The organism is Rheinheimera fenheensis (genome assembly GCF_039871805.1).
Lineage (GTDB): Bacteria > Pseudomonadota > Gammaproteobacteria > Enterobacterales > Alteromonadaceae > Alishewanella > Alishewanella fenheensis.
In genome coordinates this window covers 101,250-108,360 of the sequence record NZ_JBDPJM010000013.1, presented here as the reverse complement: position 1 = coordinate 108,360, position 7,111 = coordinate 101,250, and the positions used below count along the sequence as shown (strand labels likewise).

Sequence of the window (7,111 nt, the reverse complement as noted above, 5' to 3'; positions counted from 1 at the left end):
TGGCGGACGCGGGAGGATTCGAACCTCCGACCGCTCGGTTCGTAGCCGAGTACTCTATCCAGCTGAGCTACGCGTCCTGGGTATTGCAAATAGTAGCACTTTATCCGGCACTGTGCTGTGTGCTTTTTTCAGATGGCGGACGCGGGAGGATTCGAACCTCCGACCGCTCGGTTCGTAGCCGAGTACTCTATCCAGCTGAGCTACGCGTCCAATCTGAAAAACTGGCGGAGATGGAGGGATTCGAACCCTCGATAGAGTTTCCCCTATACACCCTTAGCAGGGGTGCGCCTTCAGCCACTCGGCCACATCTCCGCGCTGTGTTGCGGCGTGTATATTAATGTCTCAGGAAAATAAGTCAAACAATTTTTGGAACTGAAAAGTGCGTTTGCCGACCTTTTAAGCAATTCACCGTGATTAAGTTATAAAACGTACAAAAACGGCACAAATGGTCAGCAAGTCGCGGTAAAAACGTGGAAATTAGTCGTCTTCACCATAAGTTGAATCTGCAGAGCCTTTTTCGGCCTGGATGCGCATGTAGATCTCTTCACGATGCACCGATACCTCTTTAGGTGCATTCACGCCGATACGAACCTGGTTGCCTTTCACACCCAGCACCGTTACGGTAACTTCATCACCGATCATCAGTGTCTCACCAACACGACGAGTAAGAATTAGCATTCGTTTGCTCCTTTATCCTTTAATCCAGCGCCAGTGACACCGGTGTACACGAAAGCGCCGTATCATAACTCAGCTGCTTGGCTGATTAAAAGTCAGGCGTTTAAATAAATGGTCATAATTACCGGCATATTTGCCGCAAAACGCTGCCAGTGTAGCAATTTTGCCGCTTGTTACCGCTAAATACGCGATATTCCACCCGCACGACACGGCAAAGTGCGCTTTAGTGTTACGCCCCCAACTTAAAGAGCGATCAGCCAGCTGGCAATACCTGCCACACTGGCTGACACAAGCAGTTTAGCTTAATTTACTGCTGATATGCGTTTTTGCTTCTGTTAACACCGCTGGCAAGGCGGCAACATCGGTGCCGCCCGCCTGCGCCATATCTGGCCGGCCACCGCCTTTACCGCCTAATTTACCGGCGGTCCAGCCCACTAACTGGCCGGCATGCACTTTGGCGGTTAGATCGTCCGTTACCCCAGCGATAAGGCTAATTTTGTCATCATTTACGGTGGCTAGCAGCACCACGCCACTGCTTAGTTTATTTTTCAGCTCATCCAGGGTGGTACGCAATGCTTTGGGCTCAGTGGCAGGCAACTGCGCCACCAATACTGTGGCACCACCATGCTGCTCGGCTTGCTCCAGCAAGGAGGCACCGGCCTGACTGGCCAGCTTAGCTTTTAACTGCTCAATGTCTTTTTCCAGCTGCTTGCTGCGCTCCAGCGCCTGCTGCACCCGCTCAGCGATGCTCATTACATCGCCTTTCAGCGCGGCGGCAACGCTTTGTGCCTGCTGCTCTAACTGCTGAATAAAACTGATGGCACCGGCACCGCTAACCGCTTCAATACGACGCACACCCGAGGCGATACCACCTTCAGAGACAATTTTAAACAGGCCGATATCACCGGTACGGCTCACATGGGTGCCGCCACACAGCTCGATAGAGAAGTCGCCCATCGACAGTACCCGCACTTCGTCATCGTACTTTTCACCGAACAGCGCCATAGCACCAGCCGCTTTGGCCTGCTCAATTGGCATTAAACGGGTATCTAAAGCATTGTTTTGCTGAATCTGCTCGTTAACCAACTGCTCTATCTGGCGCAGCTGTTCAGGTTTTACTGCTTCAAAATGGCTAAAGTCAAAACGCAGCCGCTCTGGCCCAACCAAAGAGCCTTTTTGTGTTACATGCTCGCCCAGCACCTTACGCAGTGCCGCATGCAGCAAATGGGTGGCAGAGTGGTTTTGTTTTATGGCCGCACGACGGGCGCTGTCGATCTGCGCATCCACTTTATCACCCAGCTTAAGCGTGCCTTGCAGACGGCCTTTGTGGGCAAAGGCTTTACCCAGCTTAATAGTGTCTTCCACCACAAACACGGCACCACTGGCCAGCGTTAACCGGCCGGTATCACCGACCTGACCGCCAGACTCAGCATAAAATGGCGTTTTATCTAAAATCAGCAGTGCGTCTGCGCCATCGTTAAGCGTTTCAACCGCTTGGCCCTGCTGCAGTATTTCTACTACTGTGGCATTGCCGAACTCATGCTGGTAACCGGTAAATTCAGTATGCTGAGTTGAGCTTAACTGGGCGTTGTAGTCAGTACCAAAGTTAGACGCCTGCTGTGCTCTTTTGCGCTGCTCGGCCATGGCGGCATCAAAGCCGGCCTGGTCGATTGTCAGGTTACGCTCGCGCGCCACGTCGTTGGTTAAATCAACCGGAAAGCCATAGGTGTCATAAAGCTTGAATACCAGCTCGCCGGGCAGTATGGTGCCGTCTAAAGTAGACAGCGCATCTTCTAAAATAGCCAGGCCACGCTCCAGCGTTTTGCCAAATTGCTCTTCTTCCAGTTTGAGGATTTTTTCTACTACCGCCTGTTTGGCCACAAGCTCTGGGTAAGCCTCGCCCATTTGCGCTACCAAGGCCGGCACCAGCTTGTAGAAGAAGGCACCTTTGGCACCCAATTTGTTGCCATGGCGCACCGCGCGGCGCACGATACGGCGCAACACGTAGCCACGGCCTTCGTTCGACGGCTGTACACCATCGACAATTAAAAAGGCACAGCTGCGGATGTGGTCGGCGACTACGCGCAGCGATTTATCGGTTAAATCGGTTGCGCCGGTTGCTTCTGCAGCCGCTTTAATCAGTGCAACAAAGGTATCAATTTCGTAGTTGCTGTGTACATGCTGCAAAATAGCTGCAATACGTTCCAGCCCCATACCGGTATCCACGCTGGGCTTGGGTAGTTTTTCCATCCGGCCATCGCTGTGGCGGTTAAACTGCATAAAGACGATATTCCAGATCTCAATGTAGCGGTCGCCATCTTCTTCCACTGAACCCGGTGGGCCACCCCAGATATGTTCGCCGTGATCATAGAAAATTTCGGTGCAAGGGCCACAAGGGCCTGTGTCGCCCATCGCCCAGAAATTGTCTGACGCATAAGGCGCGCCTTTATTGTCACCAATGCGGATAATACGCTCGGCCGGCACCCCTATAGTGTCTTTCCAGATGTTGTAAGCTTCATCGTCGGTTTGGTATACCGTCACCCACAACTTTTCTTTCGGTAGCTTGACGACTTCAGTTAAAAACTCCCAGGCGTAGGCAATAGCGTCTTGCTTAAAATAATCGCCGAAGCTGAAGTTACCCAGCATTTCAAAGAAGGTGTGGTGACGTGCCGTGTAGCCAACGTTTTCCAAGTCATTGTGCTTACCACCGGCCCGCACACAGCGCTGGGCTGACACAGCCCGGTTGTAACTGCGTGGATCCTGGCCTAAAAATACGTCTTTAAACTGCACCATGCCGGCATTAGTGAATAACAAGGTGGCATCGTTACCCGGAATAAGCGAACTGCTGGGCACCACCTGGTGCTGTTTGCTGGCAAAAAAGTCTAAAAAAGCACGCCTGATACTGGCCGATGTCATAGTCATGAAGAAATCCTGTCCGCTTGGGTGTTACTCAGTTTGGTTAATGGCAAATTCGATCTGTTCACTGCTAAAGCCACGGCGCTGTAAATAGGCCATCCGCTTTAACTTGTCTTTATAGTCTGTCGCGGCGCTTAAGCCGTATTTTTTCAGGTATTGCTGGCGCGCCAGCGCAAACCAATCCAGTTCCAGCTCGTCAGCACTTTCCAGCACCTGCTGGCGGCTAATTTGCTGCTGCCGACACTCCTGAATAATGTACGCCAGGCCATAGCCTTTATTGGCGCGGCTACGCACTAACATTTGCACAAAACGCTGCTGGTTTAAATAATTTTGCGCTTTGCACCAATCCAGCACCGCCTGTACCTGCGATGGCTCGCCACCGAGGCGCTGCAGCCGTGTCTTCAGCTGCGCCTCACTGTAATCGCGCCGGCTTAACCAGTTTAATGCCGCTTGCTTAAGTGTGCTGCTGTCTGGCTCGGTCACGCTCACACTTCCAGCACGCCGTCATCCGTGCTTTTTACCTGCAACGCAAAAAATTCATTAAAGGATAAAAAGAACGCGATATGCAGTAGTGGAAATACCACGATTAAGCCGATAAACAAGGTTGGCATGGTAAGCATTATCAGCACCAGACTCAAGAGGCTGTATAATGCCAGTGGCGTTATATTGCGCCAGCAGGCCACCAGACTGGCTTGCATCACCACCAGCACGCTGTATTGCTGCAGAAAGTACGCCACCGCTATGGTGTAAGCAAACACCATCTTGCTTACAGTGAACCAAACAGCAATCATCAGCGCCAGTGACATACTGAACTCGCCGGCTTCTGCCTGCTCTACCATCAAGGCGTACATAAACACCAGCGGCAAAGTTGCCACCAGCTCGGCCAAGGCTAAACGGATAAATACCACCCGATACTGCGGCTCTTTAAATACCTGATATAAGCCGGTCACACTAATTTGTTTACCCTGTTGCAGTGCTACCACGGTTTTATAAATGCCAGCGGTAAGAAAAGGCATCAACAAAGCGACGATAAAACTGCTTATCGGTGGCAGTAGCATGCTAAGCAGCAGAAAACCGAGCATATGCAAGTAAATGAATAACCACACCAGAGGCGCCTGCATAAAAATAGCCCAGGCTTGTTTTAGCCAGCCCAAGGCGGCCTGGGCGGGTGCCCGGCGGATAATCAGTTTTAACTTAAACGCTTTATTCACAACCACTCCGGCTAAAATAACCACAACAGACAAGGGTCTGCCGTTACTGCATCGCTATGATACTGCAAAAGCGTTGAAATTAAGAGAGTGTCTGTTAAAGCCTTATTTTGCTGTAGCAGCAAGGTTATCAAGTTCGGCCAAAATGGCCGTTTGGCCGGCCTGCTTCAGTTGCCAGCGAATAAAACGCGCATCTACCTGCACGGTGCGGCCGGTTTGCGCCTGATACTGCCAGTCTGACAACAAGTTGGCCGGCACTGCGCCAAACATCACGCCGACCAGTTCACCCTGCTGATTAAAGCTGATACCCGAAGGGTTGCTATGGCAACTATCATTGCTGGCTAAAAAGTTAACTGCAATGTCAGGCACGGTTTCAGCCAGCTGCAGCGGGCTTTGACGGCCAAGCCAGGCGGTCAAACTGCTAAAAGGCTGATACCACACCGCATCATCTGGAGCGAAACCGCTCACCCGGCCCAGGCTGACGCGAAAACTGCCGTTGGCATCGGCGTAGCTGGCAATATTACGCGCTTCGTTATAAGCCAGTACCACTTCCATCGATGCAGCTCTGGCTTGCTCCAACTCAATAGCCAGCTGTTGGCGCTGCGTAGCCAATTGTGTCAGTGTCGGTGCCAGTGCGACAGTAAAACTAAGCAGCGGATCCTGGCTTTGCACAAAATCGCTGGCTGGCCGGCCCAGCCAATACTGACGCATGTCAGCCCGAGTTAAGCCGGTGCCGCGATAGATGGCAGATAATTTGTGTCTAACAATGTCACGATTAAAGCCATCGTTTAAGGCAAAGTACTGATCCAGTGCCGCCAGGCGCAGCTCAGCAGGCAAACGGGCGTACTGGCCGAGAAAATGCAGTGCCAGCTCCATATCAACTCTGGCATCAAATTGTTGTTCAAACGCCTCAAGCTCGGGTAAGAAAGCTTTGGCAGCCTGTACCCGTTCGTTGTAAGGCAATTGTGCCAGCTGATATAACTCACGTGCCAATGCCGGTAAACGGGCATACTGCAAATAGTTCAGTACCAGATCTCTGAGCGCCAGTTGCTGTTGTTGCATCAGCAGCGATTCCAGCTGTTGCAGTATCGGCCCATACAGTTGTTGCCGCACCGGGCTAGTGTTTATCCACTGGCTTAACGCCTGCTGTGCCGTCAATTTATTGCTAAAAAGAGCACTGCGCTGATATTGCTGTAGCCTGGCGTGTTGCTGGTCAAACTGCTGTTGCAGCTGGGTCAGCAGGCCGGCATAACGCAACGAAAGTGCCGAGTCTTCAGGCACCAGCTCACGCAGTAGGTGTAGCATTTGCTGCTGATACGCCAGAGCCTGCGGGTGGGCGCTGTCAAACTGGAATTTCAGCTCACTTGCCGGGCGATAACGCCGGGTTTGGCCGGGAAACATCGCTGTCAGTATTAACTGCTGCTCAGTTAAGGCGGCGTTACTTAAGCGGGCAAAATGGCTTTGCCATGGCTGATGTGCGTCATCATAAGCCAAGCTTACACCTTGCTCATTACCATAAACCCGCAACAGCACATAGTTAGCTGCATATCGCGGCCAACCACGGGCGTCGTCAGTGGCTGGCGACGGTAAATACACCAAGCGAATATCGTTCAGCAACCGATACTGCTCTAAGCGGTAGAGCAAGCCATGATGATCTGCCACCAGTTGGCACTGGATATCGGCGCCACTCTGACAGCCAGTAAGCATGGCAGATTTAAGCTGCGCCAGGCGCGCGGCTTTATCCTGTGCATCTAACGCCACACCAAGCGCCCGTTGCACCTGGTTGCTGACATCACGGCTTTGCAACAGCAGCTTGGCGCTAAGGCCCGGCAATTTCTGCTCAGCAGCGCGACGAGTGGCGTTTTGCCGCCCGGTATTATCTTTCGTTAAAGCGGCTGGCGGTAAATAGTCTGCCACACAGTCTGCGCTGGTCAGCAACAGGCCACTGGCCGAGACAAAAGCGCCAGTGCAACGCCCTAAGCGCACCACCGTTTGGTGTAATTGCGTCAGGGGTAGACCACTGGCGCGCTCCTGCTCTGTCAGGTCTAACTGCGCCAGTATCGGGCTGTTGTGCTGTAATTGATATGCTGACCAAAAACCTTCATAAGCCTGGCTTTGCACACTACCAAGCAGGGCAAAACTTAAGGCTAAACCGACAATTTTATTCATAACGATCTGTAGTATCGCACTTTTTATAGCGTTGCACTTTGCGCGCAGGCTAACACAAAGCCCGCCAGCATTGGGCAACGTTGCGGCAAAGTGCCAATTTATGCGTTAACTCTCCGTGCTTTTAGCTCACTTCCACGATAAAA

At 52.1% G+C, this 7,111-nt stretch carries 5 protein-coding genes and 3 tRNA genes; all 8 read right to left on the bottom strand.

Translation table 11 applies throughout. The features are described 5' to 3' along the window. A tRNA-Arg gene (locus tag ABGI61_RS15715) sits at positions 1-77 on the bottom strand. Positions 78-133: 56 nt separating this feature from the next. Further along, a tRNA-Arg gene (locus tag ABGI61_RS15710) sits at positions 134-210 on the bottom strand. A gap of 12 nt (positions 211-222) precedes the next feature. Beyond that, positions 223-312, bottom strand: a tRNA-Ser gene (locus tag ABGI61_RS15705). A gap of 165 nt (positions 313-477) precedes the next feature. Continuing rightward, a complete protein-coding gene (csrA, locus tag ABGI61_RS15700) occupies positions 478-678 on the bottom strand; it encodes a carbon storage regulator CsrA (protein ID WP_008222063.1) in 201 nt (66 codons plus the stop codon). Between the two features lie 294 nt (positions 679-972). Next, complete coding sequence (gene alaS / locus ABGI61_RS15695; RefSeq protein WP_347602962.1) at positions 973-3,591, bottom strand: alanine--tRNA ligase; 2,619 nt, start codon at positions 3,589-3,591, stop codon at positions 973-975. 30 nt (positions 3,592-3,621) lie between these two features. Further along, complete coding sequence (locus tag ABGI61_RS15690; protein ID WP_347602950.1) at positions 3,622-4,074, bottom strand: regulatory protein RecX; 453 nt, start codon at positions 4,072-4,074, stop codon at positions 3,622-3,624. Positions 4,075-4,076: 2 nt separating this feature from the next. Further along, a complete protein-coding gene (locus ABGI61_RS15685) occupies positions 4,077-4,802 on the bottom strand; it encodes a DUF2189 domain-containing protein (protein ID WP_347602947.1) in 726 nt (241 codons plus the stop codon). Positions 4,803-4,904: 102 nt separating this feature from the next. Further along, positions 4,905-6,968: a S46 family peptidase gene (locus ABGI61_RS15680; protein WP_347602944.1), complete on the bottom strand. Its 2,064-nt coding sequence runs from the start codon at positions 6,966-6,968 to the stop codon at positions 4,905-4,907. Between the last annotated feature and the right edge of the window lie 143 nt (positions 6,969-7,111).

Excerpts from the sequence above, each read along its gene's own strand:
- csrA (WP_008222063.1), bottom strand. The coding sequence starts at position 678 with ATGCTAATTCTTACTCGTCGTGTTGGTGAGACACTGATGATCGGTGAT.
- ABGI61_RS15680 (WP_347602944.1), bottom strand. The coding sequence starts at position 6,968 with ATGAATAAAATTGTCGGTTTAGCCTTAAGTTTTGCCCTGCTTGGTAGT.
- alaS (WP_347602962.1), bottom strand. The coding sequence starts at position 3,591 with ATGACATCGGCCAGTATCAGGCGTGCTTTTTTAGACTTTTTTGCCAGC.